The organism is Mycolicibacterium rutilum (assembly GCF_900108565.1).
Lineage (GTDB): Bacteria > Actinomycetota > Actinomycetes > Mycobacteriales > Mycobacteriaceae > Mycobacterium > Mycobacterium rutilum.
The window spans coordinates 2,643,290-2,668,908 of record NZ_LT629971.1 but is presented as its reverse complement, the minus strand read 5'-3'; the positions used below and the strand labels follow the sequence as shown (position 1 = coordinate 2,668,908).

The following is a 25,619-nucleotide window of genomic DNA, read 5'->3' as shown; positions in this document are numbered from 1 at the left end:
GTCGTCCCGCCGCCATGGTGGAGGAGGGACGGCACGGCTGAGGTTGAAGCCGAAGGCCGCGTCGCTGTCGGTCGCCCGTGAAACGATGTATCCATGACCACGGTCAAGGTTCATGCAGGCCAGTCCATCCTGGAGGGCTATGTCAAGAAGCCGTCCACCGGGCTGACCGAACTCATCTGGAATGCCTTCGACGAAGACGCGCACCACGTCACAGTGACCTGCGAGTACAACGACTTGGGCGGGATCGAACACATCCTCGTCACGGATGACGGTAACGGCATGAACCGCGAGCGAGCAGAGCACGCGTTCTCGCGTGTCGGCGACAGTTGGAAGCTGATGCCGGGCACTCGAAGCAGCAACGGTCAACGAGTAGTCCACGGCCGGCATGGGCGGGGCCGTTACGCCGCGTTCGCGCTGGGCAACCTGGTTCGCTGGGTCTCCATATCCGAGCGCGTGGAGGGCGGACTCGGGATCGTACAGGTGACTGGCAACCGGTCGTCCCTCGACACCTTCGACATCGAGGCGATCGATGTGGACCCCGACGTCGTCACCAAGTCTGGGACCGTCGTCACCGTCTACCAGCTCGGGCCGGCGGCTGTGTCGAGCTTTGACGCCCCGGACGACCTGCGGCACGCAATTCTGACCGAGTTCGCGCTTCACCTCGAGCGATACAAGGACTTCCAGATCCGCTTCCTCGGCGAGGACGTCGACGCAGCGTCAGTTGAGGTGCATCGCAAGGCCATCACGCTGAGTGACCCTGAGAGCTGGGAAGGCGAAGCCACCCTCACAGTCATCGAGTGGAACCTACAGAACGTGCGGCGGTCGATATTCCTCTGCGACGCAGATGCTCGCGTCATCGACGAGGTGGAGGCACGAATCCAAGCACCTGGCTCCGAGTTCACGGCTTATCTCACATGGGATGGCTTCGCCAGCGGCGACCCGGTCGGTCTGGAAGACGACAGCGACACACCACGAGGTCGCCTAATCGCAGCCGCACGGGACGCGCTGCGCGACCATCTCACGGAAAGACAGCGGCTCCGGGAGGCCGCCACGATCCAACGTTGGCGCGAAGAGGGTGTGTGGCCCTACAAGAAGGAGCCCAAGACTCCTGTCGAGGTGGCAACGCGGGACACTTTCAAGGTTGTCGCCCTGGCCGCGTCACGGACGCTCGACGAAAGCAAAAGCGGGCAGTCCAAGGCAATGGCACTGCGGCTTCTCAAGGAGACATTCGAAACCGATCCCGAGGCCCTTTTACCTATCCTGTCGGATCTGGCTCGGCTGCCGAAGTCGCGTGTCGATGAACTCGCGCGACTGCTGAAACACACCACCCTCACGCAGCTGATTCAGACCGGCCGCGCGATCGGTACCCGCATGGAGTTTCTCAGCGGCCTCAACACGATCCTTTTCGACCGCCAGATCAAGCGACGGTTGCTGGAGCGGCGGCAGCTACATCGCATCCTGGCGCATGAAACCTGGATCTTTGGGGAGGAGTGGAGCCTGACCGGGGATGACGAACGCCTAACCAAAGTGTTGAAGAAATTCCTCAAGAAGCTGGGAACGGACGTTGAACTGGCCGAGCTCAAAGAAGTGCGGCTAGAAGACGGCGCCGACGCGATACCGGACCTGGTACTCGGGCGACGGTTGCAGACCAACGCCGACTCGTTTGAGCATCTGGTGGTCGAACTGAAACGTCCCAAACACAAGCTCGATGACGACGACGTGAGCCAACTGCGTTCCTACGCCAGCGCCATCGTGAACGACGAGGCGTTCGCGCAGCCCAACGTTGAGTGGGATTTCTGGCTTGTTGGCAATGAGACGACGCGCACCGTCGACGAACAGCGGCGGCAACCGCATCTGCCGTTCGGTGTCGTGCAGGAGAGCCCCTACAGGATCGTCGTTAAGCAGTGGAGCGAGCTGATCTCCGACGCCGAGCACCGACTCAAGTTCGTGCAGAACTCGCTGGAGTACGAGACGTCCCACGATTCTGGCCTGGCATACCTCCGCGAAAAGTATTCACAATTCCTGCCCGCAGAGGCCAAAGAATCCTCCGGCCAGGCGGCTCAATCGGCTTAATGCGATACCGCAGTGGATACCGCAGTACTCTCATTCGGCCTCCACACCAGCCAAGGCAGCCAACGGCATAACCGCAGTTAGAGACGACTCTTCCGGCCACAACCGCGGCCAGCAAACGCAACCAACGTCCAGTTCAGAGGATTTTAAGTCCGCTGCCTCTGCCAATTGGGCTATGGGGGCATTGCAGCTGCGAGCATAATTTAGGCCGTTTGGGCCTCACACCTGCGTTCCAGATGCCGCAGTGCTGTGGATCGCGTTGCCCAGCGCAACAGCCACACCGGTCAAATCGTCGTTGAGCAATCTACGGGCGGATAGCCACTACGACTTGGCGGATCTACCCAGACGAGTGCGGCGTCGGACTGTATTGCACCTTGCTGTGGAAGTAGATCTCAGCACCGCATCCCGGGCAGTGGATCCAGTACTCAAACCGCGCATCTCCGGTGCCACTTCCTCGTTCACGGACCTCAATCAACACATCGGCATCAGCATTCTTGGGGCATACGATGCCACCCCAAGTACCTGCAGCGACCCGCTTGGTCACCTCGACCCAGTTCTTCGCTAATCGGGTGTATTCGGACACCGCATTATGACCGTCGATCTCGTTGGCGTGCTGGCGCAGCCGCACGGCGATTTGCCCGAGCCACTTCTTGAATGTCACCTCCGGTCGCGGATCAAAGCAGACACCAATTTTGCGTAACAGGAACTGCGAGAGATCTGATTCAGAACGAGCGGCGCGCGTCATCAATCGCTTGAGCCAACATCCTCAAGGCCCGGCGACAGGGTCCGCGTTAACGAAATTGTCGACTATCCTTTGCCAGTCGTCAGCTTCCAGGTCCCAATCCTGGTGGAAGTATGCGCCGAAGAATTGGGCTAACTCAGTCGAAATCGAGCCCTCGTTCATGGCCACCTCCGTATGACGCCGACCGATTTATTATCAATCTTGCGGAGTTGGAGTCCCAGGTCCGGTCTGGGTGATTCGCAGCCGGAGCCGATTAGCGATCTCCTTCAACCATTCACCGTAGGACAACGGTGTTGGGCTGTAGTCCACACCGACTTGACGGACGAGAAATTCGTTCAGCTGCGGCTCTTGACGAGACCCACGGAGCTCGTCAATCTGCTCAGCCAACAGCAGCAGGGGCCCGGGAGTGGGATCTTCGTCGATATAGTTGTCAACGATTCCCTGCCAGTCGTCAGCTTCCAGGTCCCAGTCCTGATGAAAATTGGCAGCGAGAAACTGGTACAGCTCGCGAGAGATGGAATCGTCGTTGAAGCTTTCCAACACTAACGCCATGTATCACACCACCTCAATCGACTCGTTCTCATCCGGTTGGTGGGTTACCGCCACCGTCAATCGCTGCTGCATGCTGGCGCAGCCGTGCAGCGACCTGCCCGAGCCACGCTGTGTAGGTGAGTTCCGGTAGCGGGTAATAGTTGGCCCCCAACGTGCGTGTCACGAGTCGTTCCATGTTGTCCTCGCCGCCTTCAGCGCTCAGGTCATCGATTTCTTGGCCGAGTGACCGAAGCAGGTCAGCGGGGGGTTGTTCATCTCGAACGTAACTATCGATTACCCCTTGCCAGTCGGCGGCTTCCATAACCCAGTCCTCGTGGAAGTACGCGCCGAAGAGATGGCGCAGGGCTGGTGACACCACTTGCTCGCTCACTAATTGACCATTCCTGTCAGGACGTACCATCCGCCGGAGCCGTCGGATTTGAGAACCATCTTCACGCTAGAGCCCGGAACTGGGCCGTCAGATCCTCGCGCCAAGACCGATCCGCCCTCAAAAGGTGCGACCAGTTCGATTTTCCCCATGGCTCCGTTCGCGATCCAGTTATCGAACACCCCCTTATTGTGGTTCAGGGCGGTACTAAGTGCTCTTGCAGCCTCGTCGACCGATCCGAAGGTCGACACTTGGCGGAGACCGGGGTAGTCATCCAGGCGGGCGGAGAGATCATCAACCGTTTGTCCAACGTGACGCTCGATGAGGTGTCCGCCATTCGCTTCGCTGCCCTGTAAAAGCGCTCCGGCGTCTTCGAATCCAAAAAGCTCGGCCGAACTTGCGTCGGCGCCGCCTCCACCGTGCGGCCCAGCGGCATCTGGCGTGTAGTCAACATCGGGAGCCGATGGCGCGTCGGGTAAATGATGTGCCCCCGCACTTCCGGCGTCCAGGGCATCGTCGACGTGGCGCCCGGCATTGAACGCGTCAACAGTATGTTCGAGGCCCTCGGTGACGAACTTGCCACCAGGGATGGGCGCCGCACCGGCCACGTCGAGCACGGCTCCGACGCGGTCCTCAGCAGAGTGTTCACTCCAGTTGGTGAACACGTCGATGTCGTGGGCAACATCGGGGATCAACCCGAAACTGCCTTCGCTTAGAGCGCGGCTACCCTCGGCGAAGGCCGACGGCTCCTGCGGGAACGCTTGTACGTCAGCGTTTTCGGGGAGCGCGGGGATCGGCACTCGGCCCTGACCGACTTCACCGGCCGCCGCATTGAGGTCCTCCAGGATCTCGGTCTGACTCGTCACCTCACCGCGCGCATCGAACAACGCCTGTCCTAGAGCGTCGAGCTGGTCTCGGGTGGGGCCGGCACCCGCACCACCGACCGTCGCCTGAGCCAACGCATCGTCGAGCGCGGCTTGGGCCGACGTCACGCTCTCATGTGCAGCGTCCACCCTGGCCTGCTGATCGCCGATCACCGACGGATCGGCGCCAACGATGGGGCCCTCCAACGGATGCTGCGTATATCGGCGATCTTCGCCCTTGCCATTGCCGGCGTGCTGATTGAGGATCCGCTCCAACGCAGTGGGTGGTGCCTCGACGGGTTTCCCTGCGACTTCCGTCAACGCCTCGTCCAGGCTGGACGGCTGTTGGTTCTCCTCTGTGGTCTTACCTTCGCCGAGCATCGCTTCCAAAGGCGATTCAGCTGCATCGGTACGTTCAGCTTCTCCAGCGGCCCCCGCGGGTGTGAGCATGTCCTGCCAGCTGCCCGTAGACTCCTTCGGCAGCGGTCCCGCTTCCCTGTGCTCATCCGACTCGACTTGAGAGCTCGAGTCCTCAGTCTTGTTGTCCACGAGCCGGATCGTCGGACCGGTCTCATCGCCGCCGCGATCACCCTCGAACCGAATTCCTTCCAGTTCAGCAGCGTTCGCTTCGAGCTGCCGCCCGACAAGGGCATCGGCGGCGACGAGCTGCTCAGCGCGCCACCGAATGAATTCAGCGTGCTCGGTCGCAGCCCTCATGCGGGCGGCAGCAGTCTCCTTGTCGTATGCACGGTTGTCGGTCACAGAAAGGTCGTCGCCTACGGAGAAGTCGTCCTGTTCGGCTTCGGCGATGGCTTCGAGCACTCGACTGCGTGCGGCCTGGATGTCCTCGCTGCCGCGCGTGGCGATCACGGCAGCCTCACGATGCGCATCACCCTGCCGACGCACGACCGAAGTATCCGCAGTTACGCGGTCAAGAGCGGCGTCTTTGGCGTCACCTTCCCATGTGGTGCCGCCAGGACTCAGGATGTTCTGCCTGTGCTGCTCGAATGCGGATTCCAGTGCACCTGCCACCGTCCGCCAGCGGGTAGCGGCAGCATCGAGGTCTGAACTGTCCCAGGCCTCGACGTCCGACCTGCTGGGCACACCCATCGGTGCGGCCGCAGGGCTCACATGGTTACCGCGATCGCGTCTGCACTGCCCCCGTCCGTCGCGTCATAGCGATCGCCTGCCGCTGCGACATCACCGGCCTGACCAGCAATGCGCTCAGCGACACACTTGCGCGCGGCTGCACTCGCCGCTTCAACGACAGCGATTCCCGCCCCACTCGGGCGAGCGCTCACCGAACCGTCAAAGCCACCGACCACCACCTCGGCGGCAAGAGCGACGCTGTCAGCGGCGGCTGAAGTCAACCCGCTCGCATCCACACTCAAGTCTTTTGTCATGTCAACCCCTCGTAACCCATCCAAGATTACGGCAGGTGATGGTGCTCCCCGGGCGGCAAAACCAACTCGCGGAGTGTGGGGTTGATGACCGCTTCGACGGGTCGGAGCGTGCGGGTAACCCACGTTCGGCAACCTACCGATTTCAACCGTGAATCGCCTCATTGATCGGCACGTCGCCGTTGTTGAACTCGATGGTCCGCCCGACGGTGGAATCGTCGGCCAGGCACGCCGCGGCGACCAGCGCGACGTCCTCGCGCGAAACCTGCCCCTTGGCGGCATCGGGACCGACCGCGATGCGACCGGTCGCCGGCTCGAGCGTCAGGCCGCCCGGGCCAAGAATCGTCCACTGCAGATCGCTGGCCCGTAAGTGAGTGTCCGCCGCCGCCTTCGCCTCGGCGTAGTGGAAGAACGAATTCTCCTTCGGCACACCGTGATCCGGTCCGGCTCCGAAGTACGAGACCATGACGAACCGCGGCACCTGCGCCTGCCCGGCCGCGTCGATCACCCGGATGGCCGCGTCACGGTCGACGGCGTAGGTGCGCTCCGGGTTACCACCACCGGCTCCTGCGGAGAACACCACCGCGTCGTGCCCGGCCAACAGTTGCGCCAGCGCGTCGGTATCCAGTTGTTCGATGTCGGCCACCAACGGCCGCGCGCCCGTCATGTGCACTTCCTCGGAGTGGTCCGGGTTACGGAAGACCGAGGTCACCTCGTCACCGCGCTCGGTCAGGATTCTGGACAGATGCATGGCCACCTTGCCGTGACCGCCGATGATCAGGATCCGCGCCATAACCCCAATGTAGCCGCGTAGTAGGCAATACTGTCCGCGTGGGAACTCCAATGCTGTCCGCTCGGAACCTGATCATCGCCGGCGCGTTCACCGTCGCCGCGTCGCTGCCCAGCATCGCGCCCGTCCTGCTCTCGCCAGCTGAGCTGGCCGCTCAGGACTCGGGTTGCGCCACCGGGGAGGAAGGCGACCTCTACACCGGCGCCTGCGTTCCCTACCTGGTGCCCAACACCGGTGGCCTCGCGGAGCCAGCGACGCCCACGCCGTTCCAGCCGTCCCCTGAGCTGGAAGAACTCGAGGACGTCAACACCCCGGGATACTGAGCACCTCGTTCTCGCGCACGGCGTCGACGTCGAGCGTGCGGTATCCGTAGAGATCGAACAGCACGGTGATCCGCTCAGGGTCCCCGCCCAGCACCGTGCCCGCGCCCCACTCCTTGTGCTCGACCGCCGTGCCCGCCGCGATGGCCGGCTCGCCCCGATCGGTGGCGGTGTGCTCGCGGCACCGGTCGCAGTTGCCGCACGGCTCGGGTAACTGGTCGCCGAAATACGCCAGCAGGAACTGCCTGCGGCAGTCCGGGGTCTCGGCGTACGACCGCATCATCTCGACGCGCGTCTTGTCGACGCGTTCGCCGATCTCGGCCATGTCGACCGCGCGGCGGACCGCGACGTCCGCAGGCACACCGGCGCTGACGAAACCCGTGCGCGTCGACTCCACCGCGCCGGCCTGCTCGAGCAGGTTGACCGCGGCGGTGAGCCGACGGCCCCGTTCGTCCAGTTCGTCGCGAAGGCGCTTCATCCGCTTGGCTTTCCGCTCGTCGAGCGTCTCGTAGACCCGCCGGAGCAGCTCCTCGTCCGGGTTGCGAGTGGCGTAGAAGTTGCCGAGCGTCAGATCTTCGGCGCGGTAGAAGAGGATCGCGTCGGCGGGTTCGTCGTCGCGTCCGGCTCGGCCGATCTGCTGGTAGTACGAGTCGACCGCGTCGGGTATCGACGCGTGCACGACGAAGCGGACGTTCGGCTTGTCGATGCCCATCCCGAACGCGCTCGTGGCGACGACGACGTCGACCTCGTCGTCGCGGAAACGGTCGTGAACGTCGTTGCGCTCCTTGGTGTTCAGGCCCGCGTGATAGCTGACGGCCTTCAGACCCCGCTTGACCAGCGCTGCGGCGTAGTCCTCGGTGTCTTTGCGGGTGGCGCAGTACAGCAGGCCGGGTCTGGCGAGTTCGGCGACCGTGTCGACGACGGCCTCGCGTTTGTGTCCCTCGTCGGTGTGGTGTTGCACGTCGAGGCTGATGTTCGGACGGTCGAAGCCGCCGGCGATGACGATCGGCTCACGCAACCCGAGGAAGTCGGTGATCTCGCGACGCACCACCGCCGACGCCGTGGCGGTCAGCGCGGCGACCGGCGGCCGGCCCAGCCGTTCGATGGCATCGCCGACGCGGAGATACGTGGGGCGAAACTCGTGCCCCCACGCCGAAACACAGTGCGCCTCGTCGACGACGACCAGCGACGGCTCGGTCGCCGCGAGACGCTTGAGCACGTCGTCCTTCATGAGTTGTTCGGGACCGAGGAACACATAGCGCGCATCGCCGTCGTCGATCGCCGCCCACGCCCGGTCAAGCGCTTTCGCGCTCTGACGCGAATTCACCGCGACCGCGGCCGGGGCGTCGCTCTCCTCGAGCGCGGCGATCTGGTCGTGCTGCAACGCGATCAGCGGCGAGATGACGATCACCAGCTTCGGCAACAGCACCGCGGGCACCTGGTAGATCGCCGACTTACCCGAACCCGTTGGCATGACGGCAAGTACGTCGCGACCGGCGAGGATCCCGGTCATCGCCTCGAGTTGTTCGGGGCGCAGCTCATCCCAGCCGAACACGTCGGCGGCTGCGTCGCGCAGTCGATCGGCGTCGCTCACCGGGTCAGCATCGACAAGACCGCGCGGTTGAGTTGGCGGCGCGGCCAGCCCAGCCGTCCGTCACCGCCGAGCGCGGCCCGGGCGGCGTTGCGGCCGCACACGCCGTGCACTCCCCCGCCCGGCGACGCGCCCGCGCTGCCGAGGTAGACGTTCTCGATCGGGGTGTCCGCGCCGCCGAAGCCGGGTATCGGCCGGAAGATCAACTGCTGGAACAACTGTGAGGTACCGCCGTTGACAGCGCCCGCATGCAGGTTCGCATCACTGGCCTGCAGGTCGGACGGCCGCTGGATCATCTTGCCGACGATGTGCTCACCGAAACCGGGTGCGTGTTTCTCCAGCACCATGTCGACGGCGGCCGACAGTTGGTCCGCCGACGCGTCGTCGTCCACACCGCGCGGCAGATGCGTGTACGCCCAGGCGCTTTCGGTGCCTGCCGGTGAGCGGCTGGGATCGGCAGTGGTCATCTGACCGAACAGCAGGAACGGGTGCAGCGGCACGGTGCCGGTGTTCAGGTCGGCCATCCAGCGGATCAGCCCGTCGTGGTCGGCGCCGAGGTGGACGGTGCCGGCGTCGTTGAGGCTCTTGGACCGCCACGGGATCGGCGCGTCGAGCGCGTAGTTGATCTTCAAAACCGGGGTGTCCCAGACGAACCGGTCGAAGTCCTGCAGCACCGACGCAGGAAGGGCGTCGGCCGGCAACAGATGTTGATACAGGGCGGGAGCGGAGGTGTCGGCGACCACCGCGCGGCGCACGCGTATCGAGGCGCCGCCAGTCGTACGGACGGAGACGGCGCGGCGGCCGCGGACGTCGATCGCCTCGACTTCGTGGCCGCATTCGATGTGGGCACCCGCGGAGGTGGCGCGGTTGACCAGAGCGGCCGTCAGTTGTCCGGCGCCGCCGACGGGTACCGGGAAGCCGCCGTCCTGGGCCATCATGATCAGCATGTAGCCCATGACGCCGCTTCCCGGGGCGTCGATCGGCACGTCGGCATGCATGGCGTTGCCCAGCAACAGAAGTCGCGCTGCCTCGCCGTCGAAGAGCCGCTCGGCCATGACTCCGGCGGGCAGCAAGAGCAGATGCGCGAGGCGAAGCGCGTCGGCGGTGCCGAGCTCGCGCAGCAACCCGACGGCTCCGCGCACCGGCGGGAACGGGGCGAACAATGTCTCCAGCAGCGGTTCCCGGATGCGGCGCCACTGGTTGAACAGGTCGCGCCAGCGGTCGCCGTCGCCGGGTGTGCGGCGGTTGAGATCGGCGACGGTGCGGTCGAGTTCGTGCCAGATCACCGGCGCGTCGTCGTCCTCGGCATCGCGGGCGTGCCCGACGACGGCCGGTGAGTGCGACCAGCACAGGCCGTGGTCCTCGAGGTGCAGCGCCTTCAGTGCGGGCGACATCACCGACAGCGGATAGAACGCGCTGTACAGGTCGCTGGTGTAGCCGGGGAACAGTTCGGCGCTCTTCACCGCGCCGCCGGGTTGCTCCTGCGCTTCGAGCACCACGACGTCCCAGCCGGCGTCGGCGAGCATCGCCGCGGCGACGAGACCGTTGTGGCCGGCTCCGATCACCACGGCGTCGGCCGTGGTCGGGATGCTCACTTCGAGATCAGCCTGCTGGAGACGGCCTTGACCGAGTCGGGCATCACCCGGTTCATCACGCCCATCGCCTTCGAAAGCGGCGACGACGCAACGACTTTCTTGTCGCCGCGCTTGAGCGCCTCGTAGCCCTGCTTGGCCACCTTGCCCGGGTCGTCCTTGGGCATCCGGCCGACGAGCGTGTCCAGCATGCCCGCGCGACGGAAGAAGTTGGTCTCGGTCGGACCGGGCATCAGCGAGGTGATCGTGACGTCGGTGTCGCGCAGTTCGTCCTGCAGCGCCTCGGCGAACGACTGCACATACGACTTCGTCGCGTTGTAGACCGTCTGCAGCGAGCCCGGCATCATCGACGCGACCGACGAAGTGAACAGCACCTTGCCGGAGTTCGCGCTGACCATGTCCTGCAGCACGAACTTGGCCAGATGCGTCGTCGACCTGACGTTCAGATCGATCGTGTTCATGTCCTCTTCGAGGCCGCGATCGACGAAGCGTCCGCCGCCGCCAGTGCCGGCATTGAGTGCGGCCAGTTCAATGCGGCGGCCGTTCTCGGTGGCGCTGCGGTAGAGCCGGTCCACGTCCTGGGGCTTGCGCAGGTCCGCCTGCACCGCCCGCACCTCCCCGGCACCGCTCCTGAGCTTTTCGGCGCAGGCGTGGATGGCGTCGTCGTCGGCGGCGATCACCAGGTCGTATCCGTCGTCGGCGAACAGCTTTGCCAGCTCGAATCCGATTCCGCTGGAAGCGCCCGTGACAAGCGCGAGAGGTCGTCCTTGTGCCATGCCCGCGGGCTACCCGACGAGGCTGCTGTCAAACGCGCGTGGTGGTGCTCCGCGGCGTCAGCTGGCGTCGCGGTCAGGGTCGCTGGGGTCGGGTCTTTCGCCGCCGTCGTCATCGTCGGCGTTCTCGCCGGCGCCGTCATCGGGGATCAAGTAGCGCTCGGGGTGGTGGTGATTGTTGACCCGGGCCTGGCCGGTGTCCAGCTGTGGTGGAGGCAGCCATTCGGTGCGGCCGTCTCTACGTTTCCGCGTGCGGTACCCGCCGGGCTTGACCGAGCGGTTGTCGTCCGGACACGCCAGCGTCAGCGCGGTGATATCGGTGCTCCCGCCATCGGCCCAGTCGGCGACCGCGTGATGCACCTGAGTCTCATAGGCCGGGGCGGTGCAGCCCGGGCGGGTGCAGCCCCGCTCCAGGGCGAACAACATCAACCGCTGCGCCGTGGACGCGCACCGTTTAGCCCGGCCCAGATACAGCGGTTCGCTGGTGTGTTTGTCGAACACCGCCAGGTAATGATGGGCCTGAGCGGCCAGCCGGATCACGTCGGCCATCGGCACCAACGTCCCGCCCGCCGTCACCCCGAACCCCGCGGCCTCCTGCAGGTCCTGCAGCGTCGCGGTGATCACCATGGTCGCCGGGAACCCGTTATGACTGCCGACCTTGCCTGAAGCCAGCAGATCACGACACATCGCTCCCAGCCCATCGTGATTGCGCTGCGCCCGCGTGCGGGTGTCGCGCAGGGCCAACTCCTCCGACGGACTTGGATCCAGTGCTTCAGGTTCGGGCTGCGGGGCAGGCTCGGCCGACGGGGCAGGGTCGGGTTCAGGTTCGGGCCGCGGGGCAGGTTCGGGCCGCGGGGCAGGCTCGGCCGGCGGGGCAGGGTCGGCGTCGGGCATGTTTTGTCCCGGAGCGGCGTAGCTGGCCAACCCGGCCTCGATCCACCCCCGGGTCGGCGCATCGACTGCGCCGTGGATCTCACTGATCCCATCGCGATCCTGCGGACCGAACCAGATCCCCGTCTTGCGGCGACGCTCATGCTCACGGAACTCGAAGTGCTCTTCCAAGACGGTCACCATGTGCTCGAGCGCCTTTTCCAGCCCTGCCGGATTCAGCGTGCCCGCCACATCCGCCAAGTGCTTTTCGGCCTGCTCACGCACATCGAAACTCACCGACGGCGGAATCTGCTTGTTGAAGAACTTGCGGAGCAGCCGCAACTGCTCGGAGCCAATCCGGCCGTCGGCCACGGCAGCCGCGGTGTTGGCCAACACCGGGGCGAGCACCTCACCGGTCATCGCCATCCGTGGCGCCAGATCCGCAGCCTCACCGACGCGCCGGTTGGCATCCGTCGGCGAAATCTTCAACAACGTCTGCAACGCCTTACCGACGCTGGATACGCCCAACTCCTCTGCCGGTGCCCGCATCAATTGCGCCACCACGCGGTGCTCCACCGTCGCCGACGACCGGACCAACGACTCCCAATCAGCGGCGAACGCCAACAACTCAGCAGTCGACGCGCCATCGAGGGGCTCAGAACGCAGCACCGCAATCTCGCGGCGAATCACCGCAAGCGCTTCACACATACGTTCGAATCCCATGACCCGAGACTAAACCCGGCCACCGACAACATGACCCCGTATGTGACGCCCGGAACCAAAGTGGCAGAAGTTATTTCGGTGAAGTCTCGTCCGCGAGCGCGATCAGCGCCGCCCGGACCAGTTCCGGGCGTTCGTCGACGATGAAATGACTGGCGTCGGCCAACTCGAGCCTGTAATCGTCGGCGTCGGCCGTCGCCGGGTCGACCAGCGACGGATGCACGGCGCTGTCGCGCTCGCCGAACAGGCACCGGATCGGCACGGTCGCGCGCGGCGGCTTCGGCGCGATCCCTGCGGCGGGCAATTCGCGCAGCAGGAACGTCCGGTACGTATCGCGGCCCGCGCGTGCGACGACGGGATCGCGGAAACGGTCGACGTACACCTTCGCCGTCTCCCGGTCGAGGTCCGACCCGATGCGAAACACCCGGGCGACCAAATCAGTGCGACGCTGCGCGAACCCGCCGAACGCGGCGAGCGGCACCTGGTACCAGAGCCGCCACAGGTGCGGCGCGATCGTGCGCGGGCTGACCCAGGGATGCGCCATGTTCATCGTCAGATAGCCGTCGAACCGCTCCGGCGCCGTCAACACCAGGCGGTATCCGACGTAGGCACCCCAGTCGTGACCGACCAGCAGCACCCGCTCGAGACCGATCGCGTCGAGCAGCGCCAGCACGTCAGCGGCAACGTCGTCCTTGGCCCACCGGTGCGGAGCCGGCCCGGACCATCCGTACCCCGGCAGGTCAGGCGCGATGATCCGTAACCCCGGCGGCGGGTCGGCCAGCAGATCGCGGTAACACCAGTGGTGCTGGGGCCAGCCGTGCAGCGCCAGCACCGGGCGCCCGTCGGCAGGTCCGGCCTCCGTCACGTGGAACCGCACCCCGCGCGCGTCGACGAAGGATCGTCGGGCGCCGGCAATCGGCGGTGGACCGGCAGTCATAAACGGACTATAGAGACCGGCGCTCGCGCTACCGTGCCGATATGGCCGGATACCGAGATCTCTTCGACGCCAGCATCGCCGATCCCGCGACCTTCTGGGCTGATGCCGCCAAGGCGGTGACGTGGACCCGCACGCCCGAGCAGATCCTCGACGACTCGAATCGGCCCTTCTATCGATGGTTCCCCGACGCCGAACTCAACACCTGCGCCAACGCACTGGACCGCCACGTCGACAACGGCCGCGCCGATCAGCCGGCGCTGATCTACGACTCACCCGTCACCGGGACCCAACGCACCTACACCTATCGCGAAATGCTCGACAGCACAGCCAAGTTCGCGGGCGGCCTGCGCGCGCTCGGCGTCGGCAAGGGCGACCGCGTGGTGATCTACATGCCGATGATCCCCGAGGCCGTCATCGCCATGCTGGCGTGCGCTCGACTGGGCGCGGTGCATTCGGTGGTGTTCGGCGGGTTCGCCGCCCACGAACTCGCCGCGCGCATCGACGACGCCCAGGCCACGGTCGTCGTGTCTGCATCCTGCGGCATCGAACCGACCCGCACCGTCGAGTACAAGCCGATGCTCGACGCCGCGCTCGAGATGGCCGAGCATCCGCCCCGCGTCTGCGTGATCGTGCAGCGGGACCGTCACCCCTGCGAACTCCACCCCGACCGCGACCTCGACTGGGACGACGTCGCCTCCGCCGCGCCCGTCGACCCGGTGCCGGTCGCGGCGACCGATCCGCTCTACGTGCTCTACACGTCGGGGACCACCGGCAAGCCCAAGGGCATCGTCCGCGACAACGGCGGCTACGCGGTGGCGCTGCTGTGGAGCATCCGCAACATCTACGACATCGCGCCCGGCGACGTGTTCTGGACCGCGTCCGACGTCGGCTGGGTGGTCGGACACTCCTACATCGTCTATGCGCCACTGCTTTTGGGTGCGACCACGGTGCTCTACGAAGGCAAGCCGATCGGCACCCCGGATCCCGGTGCGTTCTGGCGGGTCGCCTCCGAACACGGCGTCAAGGCGCTGTTCTCGGCGCCGACGGCCCTGCGCGCGATCCGCAAGGAGGACCCGGACGCGTCGCACCTCGGCCGCTACGACCTGTCGAAGATGAAGTACCTGTTCCAGGCCGGCGAGCGACTCGATCCCGACACCTACGAATGGGCGGCGCAGAAACTCGGCATCCCGATCGTCGACCACTGGTGGCAGACCGAGACCGGCTGGGCGATCGCCGCGAACCCGATGGGACTGGACCCGCTGCCGATCAAACCCGGATCCCCGACGGTGCCGATGCCCGGCTACGACGTGCGAATCCTGCGGCTCGACGGCTCCCCCTGCGAGCCGAACGAGGAAGGCGCGATCTGCATCCGGCTTCCGCTGCCGCCCGGAACCCTGCCGACGCTGTGGGGTGACGACGCCCGGTACGAGAACTCGTACCTCCGCGAATATCCCGGGTACTACCTCACCGGCGACGGCGGATATCTCGACGAGGACGGCTACCTGTTCGTCATGGGCCGCACCGACGACGTGATCAACGTGGCCGGCCACCGGTTGTCGACCGGATCCATCGAAGCAGTGCTCGCGACGCACCCCGCAGTCGCCGAATGCGCGGTCATCGGCGTCAACGACGACATCAAAGGCCAGGTGCCGCGCGGCTTCGTGGTGCTCCAGTCGGGTGCTTCGACCGAGGGCCTGGCCGACGAACTCGTCACGTTGGTGCGCGAGAACATCGGCGCCGTAGCGTGTTTCAAGATCGTCGACATCGTGCCCGCGCTGCCGAAGACCCGGTCCGGCAAGATCCTGCGCAAGACCATGCGGGGGATCGCGCACGGGAAGGACGAGCCCGTCCCGTCGACGATCGAGGATCCGACGGTGCTCGACAAGCTGAAGCCGATCCTGCACGGCTCGCGCGGGTAGGCCGCAACCGGCCCGAAACATCGGCGGATCGGCATATATTCGAGGGTGCGAGATCGCCCGGTCATACGCGGGCGCGTCAACATAGGAGTTGAACAGCGATGCGTATATCTCCCGTCAAGGCACCCAGTGGCTGCAGCTGCCGTTGCAACGCCTGCGAATCCGGCCACCACTGCGGTAACCGGCCGAACTGCAACGTCAGAAAGTAGTTCGCCGCGTTTGTTCCGTAACTCGAGGGGTAGCACAGTGCTCACCCCTTGAGCGAAAGGAACGACGATGGTCAGCAGTCAGCCGTCGGGTCCGACGGCCGTCACTCGATACGGCTCCCCTGTGCAGAAGGCGGCACTCGCCGTCAGCGCGGTGTTCCTGCTGGTCGGCGTCCTGGGATTCATCCCGGGCATCACGACGAACTACGACACCATGACGTTCGCGAGCCACCACTCCGAGGCTCTTCTCCTCGGCCTCTTCAACGTGTCGATCCTGCACAACATCGTGCACCTGCTCTTCGGCGTCGCCGGGCTGTTGCTGGCCCGCACGTTCAGCGGTGCGCGTGCCTACCTGATCGGCGGCGGCGCCGTCTACCTGGTGCTGTGGCTGTACGGGTTGGTGATCGACCACGACAGCGCGGCGAACTTCGTGCCGTTGAACACCGCGGACAACTGGCTGCACCTGTTCCTCGGTCTCGGCATGATCGCGCTCGGGGTGTTGTTGTCGCGCCGCGTGATCGACGCAAACACGCCGCTGAACCGCTGAGCGGTTTGCGGTTAACCCTCCGGCCAGCCGGGTAACCGGTCCGTCAATAACGGACGGAGGTGAACGATGGCAGCCCCCCGCTACATGGCCGTGCAGGCCGCGGCGCTGATCGTCGGCGCCGTACTGTTGTTGATCGGGGTGCTCGGCTTCATCCCCGGCATCACCTCCGACTACGACCGGTTGAGTTGGCTCGGCCACGAGTCCGGAGCCAGGCTTTTCGGCCTGTTCGCGGTGTCGGTGTCGCACAACATCGTCAACCTGGTGATCGGCGCGCTCGGGTTGGCGATGGCCCGCACCTATGCGATGGCGCGGGCCTACTTCCTCGGCAGCGGCGTCGTCTACCTGGCGCTGTGGGCGTACGGGCTGATCGCCGCGCGACCGTGGGGCTGGCTGCCGTTCGCGCTCGGGGTCGTCATGATCATTCTCGGGCTGACGTTGGCCGGGCAGCACGATCCGACGAAGCGCCGCAGGCGGATTCGGGCCTGACGCGGAAGGACTTTGGTCCCACGAAGCGACGGCCTTCGGCCCGCGCCGAGCGGCCCCCACGATTCCTACACTGCGGCCATGACCTACGTGATCAGCAGCGCCTGCGTGGACGTGATGCACAAATCCTGCGTGCCGGAATGCCCGGTCGACTGCATCTACGAAGGCGCCCGGTCCCTCTACATCAACCCCGACGAGTGCGTGGACTGCGGCGCCTGCAAGGTGGCCTGCGAAGAGGACGCCATCTACTTCGAGACCGACCTGCCCGACGGCGAACGTCGGCATCTGGCCGACAACGCGGCGTTCTTCGCCGAGATCCTGCCCGGCCGCGACACGCCGCTCGGCACGCCGGGTGGTGCGGCCAAGCTGGGGGCGGTCGGCGCCGACACACCGCTGGTGGCCGCGTTCACGCGTCCCGCCGATGGCCCCGCGAACTGAGGACCTAAGCCTCTTCTGGCACGTGACCGTCCGGACGACAGTGAAGTCATGGAGCAGCTGACCACCTTGGACGCGGGATTCCTGCAGGCCGAGGGCGCCGACCGGCACGTGAGCTTGGCAATCGGCGCGATCGCCGTGTTGGCCGGTCCGATGCCGGACTTCGAGACGCTCACCACGGAACTGGCCCACCGCATTACGTCGGTACCACGCTTCCGGCAGATTCTGCGGACCCAGCCGCTCGACCTGGGCGCCCCGCAGTGGGTGGACGACGACTCCCTCGACATCTCGCACCACGTGCGCCGGGCGGCCGTGCCGCGGCCGGGAGACGACGCCGCCTTATTCCGGTGGGCCGCCGACGTCATGGAGCATCGGCTGGACCGCGACCGGCCACTGTGGGAGTGCTGGGTCGTCGAGGGCCTCGCGCACAACCGGTGGGCGATCCTGATCAAGATCCACCACTGCATCGCCGACGGGGTGGCCGCCACGCACCTGCTGAGCCGTCTGTGTGATGGGTTCTCGGACAGCGCATTCGAGCCAGAAGCGCCGACGGCTCCGCGAGGCCCGCGCCTGCCCGCACTGACATTGAACCCCATGGACTGGCTGACCACGGCGTGGCGGACCTCGTGCGGGGTGACGTCCGCCACGGCGCAAGCCCTGCACGGCGCGCTCGACCTCGCCGGCGGTCTGCTCCGTCCGGCGGCCACCTCCTCGCTGACCGGCCCGGTCACCGACATGCGCCGCTACGCCACCGTCGAGGTGTCCCTGCACGACGTCGAGACGATCTGTCAGCGGTTCGGCGTCACAGTCAACGATGTTGCGCTGGCAGCGATTACCGATAGTTTTCGGACGATGCTGCTTCGCCGCGGCGAACAACCGCACCGCACCTCGCTGCGGACGCTGGTGCCGGTTTCGGTGCGATCCCGCGACGCGGCGGATAGAGCCGACAACCGTGTCTCGGTGATGCTGCCGTTCCTGCCCGTCGAGAAGTCCGATCCGATCCAGCAGCTGCAGACCGTGCATGCCCGGATGACCAGAGCCAAGGGCAGCGGCCAGCGGCAGGCGGGCAACGTATTGATCTCCGCCGCGAATGCCATCCCGTTCCCGATCACCGCCTGGGCGGTACGCACCCTCACCCGGCTCCCCCAGCGTGGCGTCGTGACGCTGGCGACGAACGTGCCCGGCCCGCGCCGGCGCATGAAGGTCTTGGGCCGCGAGGTCATCCGGCTGCTCCCGATCCCGCCGCTGGCGCTGCAACTGCGCACCGGCATCGCCATTCTGAGCTACGCCGACCACCTCGCGTTCGGCATCATCGGCGACTACGACGCGACGCCCGACGTCGACGAACTCGCGGTCGGGATCGAACGCGCGGTCAAGAGACTGGCCGAGCTCAGCACCGGTCACTGGCGCAGCACACCGGCAGGAACTCTCGCTTTGGTACAAGGAGGCTGATCGATATGACCAAGGGCCGAGCGCTCGAAACCCTCAATCGCAGACAATGTCTGGACCTGCTGCAGCACGTGCGGGTGGGCCGGCTGGTGTTCACCGAGGACGCCCTGCCCGCGGTGCAGCCGGTCAACTTCCGGCTGTGGCGCGATGACCTCGTGATCCGGGTCGCTGGCGGGCCGAAACTGGCCGCCGCCACCAATCATCAGGTCGTCGCGTTCGAGGCCGACGAGCTGGACCCGGATCTGCGGGACGGCTGGAGTGTGACCGTCGTCGGGCACGCCGAACCGATCACCGAGATCGACGAACTCGTCGAGTTGTCAGGGACTTTCGTCGAGCCGTGGGTAGACGGGCGGCGTGATCACTTCGTGCGGATCCGCACCGAGACGATGACCGGACGCCGGTTCCGTCGGCGCAGCGTCCCGCAGTACTGCGGAGCCGTCGACGCCGGCAGGTCCTGAACTCAGGGCAGCGGTGCCCGCCAGAACAACCGGGTGCCTCCCGACGGCGCGGCCTCGACCGAGAATTCCCCGCCGACGTCGTCGGCACGTCGGCCGAGATTGGTGAGTCCGCTGCGGGTGACGTCGCGGCCGATCCCGCAGCCGTCGTCGACGACCTCGATGCACAGGTCGTCGCCCACGGTCACGTCGACCGCGACGGTGGTCGCCTGCGCGTGCCGCACGGCATTGCTGACCGCTTCGCGCACAACGGCTTCCGCATGGTCGGCCAGCGGCGCATCGATGACCGACAGCGGGCCGGAGAACTGCACCGTCGTCCGCAGCTCCGAGCCGGCGAACTGCGCGACGGCCTCCTCGAGACGCTGCCGCAACCGCGTGATCCCCGCGCCGCCCCCGTGCAGGTCGAAGATCGCGGTGCGGATCTCCTGGATGACGCTCTGCAGGTCGTCGACACAGTTCGTGAGCCGCTGCTGCACCTCGGATTCGCGGGCACGGGGGATGGTGCCCTGCAGTGCCAGTCCCACCGCGAAGAGCCGTTGGATGACATGGTCGTGCAGGTCTCGCGCGATCCGGTCGCGGTCGCTGATCACGTCGAGTTCGCGCATCCGCCGCTGCGTGGTGGCCAGCTGCCACGCCAACGCGGCCTGGTCGGCGAACGCCGCCATCATGTCGAGTTCGTCGACGGTGAACGGGGGGCTCTCATTCGGCCGCACAGCCACCAGGACGCCGGCGACCGCGTCCGACGCGCGCAGCGGTAGCACCAGCGCGGGACCGGTCGCGCTGATGTCCGGCGCCAGTTCGAGGCTGTCGAACCGGCCAGGCGTGCGGCGCAGGAAGGCCGCCCCGATCGCGGTGCCCTCGGTGGGCACTGCGCGCACCGGACGCTGCGGTGTGGTCCCCGCCGTCGCCGCCACCACCAGTTCGTCGACCTCCTCGGTCGGCGCGCCGAGATTGGCCGGGACCGCGACCAAGGTCAGTTCCGCGCCGCTCAGCTGCAGGGTCTCGTCGGCGATCATCCGGAAAACCGTCGCCGGGTCGGTGCCGGAGAGGAGTTCGGTGCTGATATCGCGGGTCGCCTCGATCCAGGACTGCCGGGCCTTGGCCTGTTCGTAGAGGCGGGCGTTGTCGATCGCGATACCGGCCGCAGCGGCGAGCGCCTGCACCAGCACTTCGTCGTCCTCGCTGAACGGCAGCCCGTCGACCTTGTCAGTCAGATAAAGGTTGCCGAACACCTCGTCGCGGATGCGCACCGGAACCCCGAGGAAAGTGCGCATCGGCGGATGATGCGGCGGAAAGCCCACCGACGCCGAGTGATGCGAAATATTCTCCAGCCGAATGGGTTTGGGCTCGTCGATCAGCACGCCCAGGACGCCACGCCCCTCCGGAAGGTGCCCGATCTGGTCCCTCAGGGTTTCGTCGATGCCCTCGTAGATGAACTCGACGAGTTCGTGGTCGTGCCCGCGCACACCAAGCGCGCCGTAGCGGGCGTCGACCAGCTCGATCGCCGTGTGCACGATCGTTTTCAAGGTCTGGTCGAGCTCGAGGCCAGAGGTCACCACCAGCATCGCGTCGACCAGGCCGTCCAGCCGGTTCCCGCCCTCGACGATCTGCTCGACCCGGTCCTGAACCTCGACGAGCAGCTCACGGAGCCGCAACTGGGACAGCGTGTCCCGCAGCGGGCGTGCGCTGAACTCGTCGCCGGAGTCGATCGACTGCGTCACAGGCCCATCGTGCCATCTCGCCGTTTCGGCGAGCCGCAAAATGACGTCACGACCGGACGACGATCACCGGCGACTGGACCGCCTGCACGACCGCCGAACTCACCGAGCCGAGTAGCGCGCTGGCGATCTCACCGTGGCGCCGGCTACCGAGGACCACCAGCTGCGCGTCCCCGGACCGTTCGGAGATCTCCCGCGCCGGTTCGTCGCGCACGACCACGCGCCGCAACTGAACGTGCGGATACCGCTGGGACCACGGGTCGAGATGCCGCTCGATGTTGTTCTCGACCTCGGGACATATTGCCTCCCAATCGGTTCCGGCGAAGTCGAACGCCCCGGGACCCCACCACGCATGTACGGCGACGAGCGCGACGCCGCGTCGGGACGCCTCCTCGAACGCGAACTCGACCGCCTCGTCGGAAGCCGACGAGGTGTCGACGCCGACCAGGACGGGTGCCTGCGCGTCGACCGCGGCAGCGTCACCCGCGATGACCGCGACGGGACAGTGGCTGTGGTGCAGAAGCGCCATGCTCACCGAGCCCAGCAGGACGCCGGCGAGTCTGCTCATCCCCCGGCGGCCGGCCACCACCAGGTCGGCGTCATCGGACATCTGCAACAGCGCCTGCGCCGGCGCGATCGAAACCCCCTCCACCGCAATCCGCAAACCCGTTCCGGCGGTGTCGCGGGCCAGTTGCGTGGCGCGCTCGAGGAGGTTCGCGTCGACGTCGGGATTCGCATCGAATGTCAGGAACGACCCGAGGGCGGGCGTGACCGCGTGCACCAGCGTGAGCTGCACGTCGCGCAGCGCGGCATCCCGCGCGGCCCACCGCACGGCGGCCTCCGACGACGGCGACCCGTCCACCCCGACGACGATCCCCCTGCTTTTCTGTGCACGCGACGGCATGGGTCCATGCTGCACTGCTCGCCGGTGCGAGAGAAGGACTGGAGGGACCATTGGCCCTGTTGCCGCCGACGATGCACGGCGAGGATGAAGACATGAATGGCTGTGCCGTAGAGACTGAAGTGCTGGTCAAGGCTGTCGGCGTGGCGTGCCGGGCACCGTCGTTGCACAACACCCAGCCCTGGCGCTGGGCCATCGACGGCGACACCGTTCACCTGTTCCTCGACAAGACGCGGGTGCTCTACTCGACCGACCGGTCCGGCCGCGAAGCGCTGCTGGCCTGCGGAGCCGTGCTGGATCACTTTCGAGTGGCCATGGCCGCCGCAGGCTGGGCCGCGGACGTCGACCGTTATCCGGACCCGAACGACACGACGCACCTGGCGACCTTCAGGTTCACGCCACTCGAGCCCCTCACCGACGTGCACGGCCGGCGCGCCGATGCGATCATGATTCGCCGCACCGACCGTCTGCCGTTCTCAGCGCCGGCGGATTGGGGCGCCGTCGAGCAGCTTCTGCATCAGACCATCACCTCGGATGCGGTGCACCTCGACGTCATCGCCGACGAGCTGCGTCCGGAACTGGTCGAAGCCTCCCGGCTCACCGAGTCGCTGCGCTTCTACGATTCGTCCTACCACGAGGAGTTGCAGTGGTGGACAGCGCCGTTCGCGGCGACGCAGGGCATCCCGAGGAACGAGCTTCCGACTGCGGCCGAGGGCGATCGCGTCGACATCGGGCGCAGGTTCCCGATGCCGCTCGATGAGCGAGACCGCCGCCGGACCTACGGAACGGACAGGTCCAAGGTCGTCGTGCTCTCGACCCGGGACAGTGACCGGGCCAGCGTCCTCGAATGCGGTGAAATGCTGTCGGCCGTGCTACTGGAGGCCACAGTGGCCGGACTGGCCACGTGCACGCTGTCGCACGTCACCGAGCTGGCAGCCAGCCGCGAGGTCGTAGCGTGCCTCATCGGCCGGGCGACCACACCGCAGTTGCTGATTCGGGTCGGGTCGGCGCCGGCGATCGAGCAGCACCCACCCGCGACACCGAGGCGACCGCTCAGCGAAGTGCTGGAGGTACGAAACTCGAGTCGGCATTGAGTCCCGCTGCCGGACCGTATGGTGGAAGCCCGGACGCAGGAGGGCATCGGATGGTCAAGGTGTTCCTCGTCGACGACCACGAGGTGGTCCGGCGGGGGCTCATCGAACTGCTCGGCGAGGACGCCGAACTCGAGGTGGTCGGCGAGGCCGGTTCGGTGGCCGAGGCGATGGCGCGGATCCCGGCCCTCGAACCCGACGTCGCGGTGCTCGACGTCCGGCTGCCCGACGGCAACGGCATCGAGCTGTGCCGCGACCTGCTCTCGCGGATGCCGGACCTGCGCTGCCTGATGCTGACGTCGTTCACCTCGGACGAGGCGATGCTGGACGCCATCCTCGCCGGTGCGAGCGGCTATGTCGTCAAGGACATCAAGGGCATGGAGCTGGCCAAGGCCATCAAGGACGTCGGAGCCGGCCGGTCACTGCTCGACAACCGCGCCGCGGCGGCGTTGATGGCCAAGCTGCGCGGCGAGGCCGACAAAACGGATCCGCTGGCCGGCCTCAGCGAGCAGGAACGGGTGCTGCTGGACCTGCTCGGCGAGGGTCTGACCAACAAGCAGATCGCCGCGCGAATGTTCCTGGCCGAGAAGACCGTGAAGAACTATGTGTCGCGGCTGCTGGCCAAACTCGGGATGGAGCGCCGCACGCAGGCCGCCGTCTTCATCTCGAAACTCGAGCAGTCGCGCCACCGCCCCGCCGACTGACCGTCAGGCGATCGAGAGCGCGATGCCGTCGAGGATGTCGTGTTCGCTGACGACGAGTTCGTCGAGCCCGGCGCGCTGCGCGAACGCGTCGGCTAGCTCCTCGACGATGATCGCGCCGCCGCCGATCACGTCGACGCGGCCCTCGTGCATCGGCCCGAGCACGGCGCGCCTGGCCCGCGGCATCGCGATCAGCTCGTCGCAGACCTCGAGCAGCCTGGCGAACGGCACCCGCGACAGATGGATCGCGTCCGAGTCGTAGGCCGCCATCCGGTGCGCCAGCGCCGCCAGCGTGGTCATGGTGCCCGCCACGCCGACCCAGGTGCGGGCCTGCTCGACCGGCACTGCACGGAAGGCGTCGGCCAACCCCTGCCGCACGACGTCGCGGGCCGCGGCGATCTCGGTCGCCGTCGGCGGATCGGAGTGCAGGCACCGCTCGGTGAGCCGCACGCAACCGATGTCGGCGGAATGGCTCGCGGTGACATCGGCGCCGCCGAGCACGACCTCGGTCGACCCGCCGCCGAGGTCGACGACCACGAAAGGCGCTGCCGCCGGGTCCAATTCGCCGACCGCCCCGCGGAACGACAGCTCGGCCTCCTCGGTGCCGGTGATCACCTCGGCGACCGCACCGGGCACCACGTCGCCGAGCACGTTCGCGGTCATCTCGAAGAAGATGTTCCGGTTGGCGGCGTCCCTGGTCGCCGACGTCGCGACCATGCGCACCGCGCTCACCTCGTGGCGGCGCATCAGGTCGGCGTACGCCTGCAACGCGACCTTCGTGCGGTCGATGGCCTCGGGCGCGAACTGTCCGGTGGCGTCCACGCCCTGACCGAGGCGCACGATGCGCATCTCGCGGTGCACGTCGGTCAATCCGCCGTCGGCCCGGTCGGCGATCAGCAGGCGGATCGAGTTCGTCCCGCAGTCGACGGCAGCGACCCTGCTCATGGCTTCCACCTTTCTGGTTCGAGGATGCCCGCCATCGCCGGATCGTCGGCCAGGGCCGCGAGCGCCTCGTCGCCGAACGGGTTTACCCCCGGACCCTTGGCCAGCGAGTGCGCGATCAGCACGTGCAGGCACTTGACCCGGTCCGGCATGCCGCCGCCGGAGAACGTGGTGCCCAGCGACTCGATCGCGTCGCGCTCGGCGAGGTACGACTCGTGCGCGGCCCGGTACGCGCGGGCCACGTCCGGATCCTCGCGCAACCGCTCGGTCATCTCCCGCATCATGCCCGATGACTCCAGTCGGCTGGCCGCCGCGGTCAGCCCGGGATGGGTCAGGTAGTACAGCGTCGGAAACGGTGTTCCGTCAGGCAGTTTCGGCGCGGTCTTGACGACACCCGGTTCCCCGTTGGGGCAGCGGTAGGCGATCTCGAGGACACCGCGGGGCTCCCGGCCGAGTTGTCTCGCGACGGCGTCGAGATCGGCTTGCTCAACCACCGGGCGGAGGCGGGGGTAGGGGCGCGCCGGGCGCGCCGGGCGGGCCGGGCGCGGGCGGGCCGGGCGGGGGCGGTGCCGGCGAAATCCCGTGCGGCTCATCGGCGATGGTGTGCCACAGCGCGGTGTACCAGGGCTGGCCGTCGTCGACGGGCACCGGCTCCTCGTCCGGCCCGCCCGGCACGATCGCCTCCGGCGGCAGCTGCACCTGGTACGGAATCTCGCCGGGCATCACAAAACCCAGGCGTTCGCGGGCCTGCGCGGCGATGAACACCGGATCGGCCAGCTTGCCCTTCTGCTGTTCGAGTTCGGCGATCTGTGCCCGCAACTGCTCCTCGGTCGCCTTGAGTTGCTGCATCTCCGTGCGCTGCGCGAAGTAGGTACGCACCGGCCCGGCGATCGTCAGCGTCAGCACGCACACCACCGCCGCGAGGATCGCTGCGCGCCGTGCCGCGGACCCGAACCGCTGCTCGGACTGCTGTTCTGCCGACTCGGTGATCGCGCGGCGGATGACGACGCTGGTGTCGCTCGGCTGCGCCTCGGCGTCGGAGACCTCGGGGGGTGCCTTCGACTCGGTGCTGCGCCGCGCCGCGGTGCGTGGACGGCCCTTCCCGGCGTCACCGGCCTTACCCGACTTGCCGGGTCGGGAGGTCGGTGACCGACGCCTGGGGTCGGGCCGTTTCGCTTCGGGCACGGG

At 66.9% G+C, this 25,619-nt stretch carries 26 protein-coding genes and 1 pseudogene; 10 read left to right on the top strand and 17 right to left on the bottom strand.

Features of this window, described 5'->3' with window-relative positions:
- The first annotated feature begins 93 nt into the window (after window positions 1–93).
- Window positions 94–2,073, top strand: coding sequence for an ATP-binding protein (locus tag BLW81_RS13035; protein WP_083407543.1), 1,980 nt, complete (start codon window positions 94–96; stop codon window positions 2,071–2,073).
- Between the two features lie 334 nt (window positions 2,074–2,407).
- On the opposite strand, the gene BLW81_RS29360 is transcribed toward BLW81_RS13035, so the two are convergent.
- The 7 genes from BLW81_RS29360 to BLW81_RS13010 form a co-directional block, all read right to left on the bottom strand.
- Window positions 2,408–2,818: a hypothetical protein gene (locus BLW81_RS29360; protein WP_235632254.1), complete on the bottom strand. Its 411-nt coding sequence runs from the start codon at window positions 2,816–2,818 to the stop codon at window positions 2,408–2,410.
- A gap of 18 nt (window positions 2,819–2,836) precedes the next feature.
- Window positions 2,837–2,974 (bottom strand): contact-dependent growth inhibition system immunity protein, encoded by a 138-nt coding sequence (locus tag BLW81_RS29955; RefSeq protein ID WP_235632253.1) that lies wholly within the window; start codon window positions 2,972–2,974, stop codon window positions 2,837–2,839.
- A gap of 33 nt (window positions 2,975–3,007) precedes the next feature.
- Window positions 3,008–3,364, bottom strand: a complete 357-nt coding sequence (locus tag BLW81_RS13025; RefSeq protein WP_083407542.1) for a contact-dependent growth inhibition system immunity protein — start codon at window positions 3,362–3,364, stop codon at window positions 3,008–3,010.
- A 28-nt stretch (window positions 3,365–3,392) separates the two neighbouring features.
- Window positions 3,393–3,734, bottom strand: a complete 342-nt coding sequence (locus tag BLW81_RS13020; protein WP_083407541.1) for a contact-dependent growth inhibition system immunity protein — start codon at window positions 3,732–3,734, stop codon at window positions 3,393–3,395.
- Window positions 3,734–5,626, bottom strand: a complete 1,893-nt coding sequence (locus BLW81_RS13015) for an RNase A-like domain-containing protein (protein ID WP_235632252.1) — start codon at window positions 5,624–5,626, stop codon at window positions 3,734–3,736. The genes BLW81_RS13020 and BLW81_RS13015 overlap by 1 nt, the downstream gene beginning before the upstream one ends.
- A 95-nt stretch (window positions 5,627–5,721) precedes the next feature.
- Window positions 5,722–5,997, bottom strand: coding sequence for a hypothetical protein (locus tag BLW81_RS29355; RefSeq protein ID WP_157897686.1), 276 nt, complete (start codon window positions 5,995–5,997; stop codon window positions 5,722–5,724).
- 142 nt (window positions 5,998–6,139) lie between these two features.
- Window positions 6,140–6,787, bottom strand: a complete 648-nt coding sequence (locus BLW81_RS13010) for an SDR family oxidoreductase (RefSeq protein ID WP_083407539.1) — start codon at window positions 6,785–6,787, stop codon at window positions 6,140–6,142.
- Between the two features lie 38 nt (window positions 6,788–6,825).
- Between BLW81_RS13010 and BLW81_RS13005 the strand changes: the two genes are divergently transcribed.
- Complete coding sequence (locus BLW81_RS13005) at window positions 6,826–7,107, top strand: intersectin-EH binding protein Ibp1 (protein ID WP_157897685.1); 282 nt, start codon at window positions 6,826–6,828, stop codon at window positions 7,105–7,107.
- Here BLW81_RS13005 and BLW81_RS13000 read toward each other — a convergent pair.
- From BLW81_RS13000 to BLW81_RS12980, 5 genes are all read right to left on the bottom strand, one after another.
- Window positions 7,088–8,698, bottom strand: a complete 1,611-nt coding sequence (locus BLW81_RS13000) for a RecQ family ATP-dependent DNA helicase (RefSeq protein WP_083407537.1) — start codon at window positions 8,696–8,698, stop codon at window positions 7,088–7,090. The two genes, BLW81_RS13005 and BLW81_RS13000, sit on opposite strands and share 20 nt — an antisense overlap.
- Window positions 8,695–10,290 (bottom strand): phytoene desaturase family protein, encoded by a 1,596-nt coding sequence (locus tag BLW81_RS12995; RefSeq protein WP_083407536.1) that lies wholly within the window; start codon window positions 10,288–10,290, stop codon window positions 8,695–8,697. The genes BLW81_RS13000 and BLW81_RS12995 overlap by 4 nt, the downstream gene beginning before the upstream one ends.
- The gene (locus tag BLW81_RS12990; RefSeq protein WP_083407535.1) at window positions 10,287–11,063 is read right to left on the bottom strand and encodes an SDR family NAD(P)-dependent oxidoreductase; all 777 of its coding nucleotides are present in this window, start codon (window positions 11,061–11,063) and stop codon (window positions 10,287–10,289) included. Before BLW81_RS12990 ends, BLW81_RS12995 begins: the two co-directional genes overlap by 4 nt.
- 57 nt (window positions 11,064–11,120) lie before the next feature.
- Complete coding sequence (locus BLW81_RS12985) at window positions 11,121–12,653, bottom strand: HNH endonuclease signature motif containing protein (RefSeq protein WP_157897684.1); 1,533 nt, start codon at window positions 12,651–12,653, stop codon at window positions 11,121–11,123.
- Window positions 12,654–12,723: 70 nt separating this feature from the next.
- Window positions 12,724–13,587, bottom strand: a complete 864-nt coding sequence (locus tag BLW81_RS12980; RefSeq protein ID WP_083407533.1) for an alpha/beta fold hydrolase — start codon at window positions 13,585–13,587, stop codon at window positions 12,724–12,726.
- Window positions 13,588–13,625: 38 nt separating this feature from the next.
- On the opposite strand from BLW81_RS12980, the pseudogene BLW81_RS12975 reads away from it, so the two are divergent.
- The 6 genes and pseudogenes from BLW81_RS12975 to BLW81_RS12950 all read left to right on the top strand — a co-directional run.
- A pseudogene (locus tag BLW81_RS12975) lies at window positions 13,626–15,506 on the top strand (propionyl-CoA synthetase); the annotation flags it as partial.
- A gap of 273 nt (window positions 15,507–15,779) precedes the next feature.
- Complete coding sequence (locus BLW81_RS12970) at window positions 15,780–16,256, top strand: DUF4383 domain-containing protein (protein ID WP_083407531.1); 477 nt, start codon at window positions 15,780–15,782, stop codon at window positions 16,254–16,256.
- 66 nt (window positions 16,257–16,322) lie between these two features.
- Window positions 16,323–16,742 (top strand): DUF4383 domain-containing protein, encoded by a 420-nt coding sequence (locus tag BLW81_RS12965; protein WP_083407530.1) that lies wholly within the window; start codon window positions 16,323–16,325, stop codon window positions 16,740–16,742.
- A 78-nt stretch (window positions 16,743–16,820) separates the two neighbouring features.
- Window positions 16,821–17,177, top strand: coding sequence for a ferredoxin (gene fdxA / locus BLW81_RS12960; protein WP_083407529.1), 357 nt, complete (start codon window positions 16,821–16,823; stop codon window positions 17,175–17,177).
- A gap of 48 nt (window positions 17,178–17,225) precedes the next feature.
- Window positions 17,226–18,626: a WS/DGAT/MGAT family O-acyltransferase gene (locus tag BLW81_RS12955; RefSeq protein WP_083407528.1), complete on the top strand. Its 1,401-nt coding sequence runs from the start codon at window positions 17,226–17,228 to the stop codon at window positions 18,624–18,626.
- Window positions 18,627–18,631: 5 nt separating this feature from the next.
- Window positions 18,632–19,081 carry a pyridoxamine 5'-phosphate oxidase family protein gene (locus tag BLW81_RS12950; protein WP_083407527.1) on the top strand — a complete coding sequence of 150 codons (450 nt, stop codon included), beginning with the start codon at window positions 18,632–18,634 and terminating at the stop codon, window positions 19,079–19,081.
- Between the two features lie 2 nt (window positions 19,082–19,083).
- Here the strand turns inward: BLW81_RS12950 and BLW81_RS12945 are convergent, their stop codons facing one another.
- Together BLW81_RS12945 and BLW81_RS12940 are read right to left on the bottom strand one after the other, a co-directional pair.
- A complete protein-coding gene (locus BLW81_RS12945) occupies window positions 19,084–20,799 on the bottom strand; it encodes a sensor histidine kinase (RefSeq protein ID WP_197680367.1) in 1,716 nt (571 codons plus the stop codon).
- A 46-nt stretch (window positions 20,800–20,845) separates the two neighbouring features.
- Window positions 20,846–21,700 carry a universal stress protein gene (locus BLW81_RS12940; RefSeq protein WP_083407526.1) on the bottom strand — a complete coding sequence of 285 codons (855 nt, stop codon included), beginning with the start codon at window positions 21,698–21,700 and terminating at the stop codon, window positions 20,846–20,848.
- A 92-nt stretch (window positions 21,701–21,792) separates the two neighbouring features.
- Here BLW81_RS12940 and BLW81_RS12935 point away from each other — a divergent pair, with 92 nt between their 5' ends.
- The gene (locus BLW81_RS12935) at window positions 21,793–22,791 is read left to right on the top strand and encodes an Acg family FMN-binding oxidoreductase (protein ID WP_083410505.1); all 999 of its coding nucleotides are present in this window, start codon (window positions 21,793–21,795) and stop codon (window positions 22,789–22,791) included.
- 50 nt (window positions 22,792–22,841) lie between these two features.
- Complete coding sequence (gene dosR, locus BLW81_RS12930; protein ID WP_083407525.1) at window positions 22,842–23,492, top strand: hypoxia response regulator transcription factor DosR/DevR; 651 nt, start codon at window positions 22,842–22,844, stop codon at window positions 23,490–23,492.
- A 3-nt stretch (window positions 23,493–23,495) separates the two neighbouring features.
- Here the strand turns inward: dosR and BLW81_RS12925 are convergent, their stop codons facing one another.
- Genes BLW81_RS12925 through BLW81_RS12915 form a run of 3 tightly spaced genes read right to left on the bottom strand, consistent with a single transcriptional unit; the run spans window position 23,496 to window position 25,616 of the window.
- Complete coding sequence (locus tag BLW81_RS12925; protein WP_083407524.1) at window positions 23,496–24,434, bottom strand: Ppx/GppA phosphatase family protein; 939 nt, start codon at window positions 24,432–24,434, stop codon at window positions 23,496–23,498.
- The gene (locus BLW81_RS12920) at window positions 24,431–24,925 is read right to left on the bottom strand and encodes a DUF501 domain-containing protein (RefSeq protein WP_083407523.1); all 495 of its coding nucleotides are present in this window, start codon (window positions 24,923–24,925) and stop codon (window positions 24,431–24,433) included. Before BLW81_RS12920 ends, BLW81_RS12925 begins: the two co-directional genes overlap by 4 nt.
- Window positions 24,918–25,616: an FtsB family cell division protein gene (locus tag BLW81_RS12915; protein ID WP_083407522.1), complete on the bottom strand. Its 699-nt coding sequence runs from the start codon at window positions 25,614–25,616 to the stop codon at window positions 24,918–24,920. The genes BLW81_RS12920 and BLW81_RS12915 overlap by 8 nt, the downstream gene beginning before the upstream one ends.
- Window positions 25,617–25,619: the final 3 nt, after the last annotated feature.

What these genes read in the sequence shown, in the direction of transcription:
- BLW81_RS12935 (WP_083410505.1), top strand. Translation starts at nt 21,793, where the DNA reads ATGAATGGCTGTGCCGTAGAGACTGAAGTGCTGGTCAAGGCTGTCGGC.
- BLW81_RS13035 (WP_083407543.1), top strand. Translation starts at nt 94, where the DNA reads ATGACCACGGTCAAGGTTCATGCAGGCCAGTCCATCCTGGAGGGCTAT.
- dosR (WP_083407525.1), top strand. Translation starts at nt 22,842, where the DNA reads ATGGTCAAGGTGTTCCTCGTCGACGACCACGAGGTGGTCCGGCGGGGG.
- BLW81_RS13025 (WP_083407542.1), bottom strand. Translation starts at nt 3,364, where the DNA reads ATGGCGTTAGTGTTGGAAAGCTTCAACGACGATTCCATCTCTCGCGAG.
- BLW81_RS13010 (WP_083407539.1), bottom strand. Translation starts at nt 6,787, where the DNA reads ATGGCGCGGATCCTGATCATCGGCGGTCACGGCAAGGTGGCCATGCAT.
- BLW81_RS12955 (WP_083407528.1), top strand. Translation starts at nt 17,226, where the DNA reads ATGGAGCAGCTGACCACCTTGGACGCGGGATTCCTGCAGGCCGAGGGC.
- BLW81_RS12990 (WP_083407535.1), bottom strand. Translation starts at nt 11,063, where the DNA reads ATGGCACAAGGACGACCTCTCGCGCTTGTCACGGGCGCTTCCAGCGGA.
- BLW81_RS12985 (WP_157897684.1), bottom strand. Translation starts at nt 12,653, where the DNA reads ATGGGATTCGAACGTATGTGTGAAGCGCTTGCGGTGATTCGCCGCGAG.
- BLW81_RS12965 (WP_083407530.1), top strand. Translation starts at nt 16,323, where the DNA reads ATGGCAGCCCCCCGCTACATGGCCGTGCAGGCCGCGGCGCTGATCGTC.
- BLW81_RS12970 (WP_083407531.1), top strand. Translation starts at nt 15,780, where the DNA reads ATGGTCAGCAGTCAGCCGTCGGGTCCGACGGCCGTCACTCGATACGGC.
- BLW81_RS12950 (WP_083407527.1), top strand. Translation starts at nt 18,632, where the DNA reads ATGACCAAGGGCCGAGCGCTCGAAACCCTCAATCGCAGACAATGTCTG.
- BLW81_RS12980 (WP_083407533.1), bottom strand. Translation starts at nt 13,587, where the DNA reads ATGACTGCCGGTCCACCGCCGATTGCCGGCGCCCGACGATCCTTCGTC.
- fdxA (WP_083407529.1), top strand. Translation starts at nt 16,821, where the DNA reads ATGACCTACGTGATCAGCAGCGCCTGCGTGGACGTGATGCACAAATCC.
- BLW81_RS29955 (WP_235632253.1), bottom strand. Translation starts at nt 2,974, where the DNA reads ATGAACGAGGGCTCGATTTCGACTGAGTTAGCCCAATTCTTCGGCGCA.
- BLW81_RS29355 (WP_157897686.1), bottom strand. Translation starts at nt 5,997, where the DNA reads ATGACAAAAGACTTGAGTGTGGATGCGAGCGGGTTGACTTCAGCCGCC.
- BLW81_RS12925 (WP_083407524.1), bottom strand. Translation starts at nt 24,434, where the DNA reads ATGAGCAGGGTCGCTGCCGTCGACTGCGGGACGAACTCGATCCGCCTG.
- BLW81_RS12940 (WP_083407526.1), bottom strand. Translation starts at nt 21,700, where the DNA reads ATGCCGTCGCGTGCACAGAAAAGCAGGGGGATCGTCGTCGGGGTGGAC.